At 50.0% G+C, this 562-nt stretch carries 1 protein-coding gene; it reads right to left on the bottom strand.

The genetic code is table 11. The features are described 5' to 3' along the window. The coding region (locus tag N5D48_RS26160) for a transposase (protein WP_279889033.1) at positions 1–408 on the bottom strand (408 nt) is incomplete at its 3' end. Positions 409–562 lie beyond the last annotated feature (154 nt).

Genomic DNA, 562 nt, shown 5'->3' with positions numbered 1-562 from the left:
TCCCGCGTTAGCTACAAGCCTTGCTCGGACAGGGTTCAACTCTATATAGCGGCAACACGCCAAAAGATAGGTGTCGGACTGCACAATACTGGATTTATAACGACTCTCCCAAAGGGTACCAGAACGCCCCTCCAATCGGTTGCGGTAGCGCGTCATCCGCGCCGCCAACGTCTTCATCAATTGGCTAAGCCCCGCACAAGAATCGCCAGGAGCCAGCAACAGGTGTACATGATTGGTCATCAAGCAGTACGCATACACCTTAACGTCAAAAGCATCTTTCAAATCTCTAAGATCGGTCAAATAGCGTTGAAAATCTGTGTCTTCCGCAAATACAACCTGTCGGTTGTGGCCACGCTGCACGATGTGGTGCGGATAGTGCGGCAGCAGCACTCGACCCATCCTGGGCATGAAGGCATCCTCCCGAGTCATCTCAACAGTTGATGATGCTGGAGACTGACACAACTACTCGCGTCTATTCGATCCCGCAAAAGCTGAAATTAGAGTAGGAAAAATAGATCTATCACCTTTTTGGTCAGTCACCTTTTTGGTCACCTTTTTGCCT

The organism is Pseudomonas sp. GD03858 (assembly GCF_029840925.1).
Lineage (GTDB): Bacteria > Pseudomonadota > Gammaproteobacteria > Pseudomonadales > Pseudomonadaceae > Aquipseudomonas.
This window is presented reverse-complemented; position numbering and strand designations above follow the sequence as displayed.